Annotated in this window: 1 protein-coding gene; it reads left to right on the top strand. The window is 44.0% G+C overall.

All coding sequences use genetic code 11. The features are described 5' to 3' along the window. The coding region (locus A3739_RS04380; protein WP_156502345.1) for a glycosyltransferase at window positions 1–461 on the top strand (461 nt) is incomplete at both ends.

Raw genomic sequence — 461 nt, forward strand, 5'->3', positions numbered from 1 at the left:
CTCTCTAGAAGCATCAAAAAACTTGTCACTATCCACGGTTTCAAAGAAAACTATCCTTCAGTGAAACACGTTGATGCAGTGATCGCAGTTAGTCGTGACATTCAAACACAACTACAAAAACAAGCCGTCACCAGCACCTGCATTGAGAATGGCATAGATCTTTTTAGCGGGGATTCAGGCATCTTGCGGGCCGAACTAATAGCCAATTATGATTTGACCCCTGATTGGCCAATACTGATTTGCATTGGAAGGCTTGCAAAGGTCAAAGCATATTCAAACGTGATGAAAGCCTGCCAGACTTTGCCCGTTAATCTAATCATTGTTGGCGATGGCCCAGAAAAAAAAGCGTTAAAAGAATACGAGTCAGAACATATTAAGCTTATCGGCCACCAACATAACGCGCGACGATTTCTCTACGGAGCCGATGCACTTGTTATTAACTCGACCCGGGAGGGATTGAG

The sequence above is a fragment of the Oleiphilus sp. HI0067 genome (assembly GCF_001635735.1).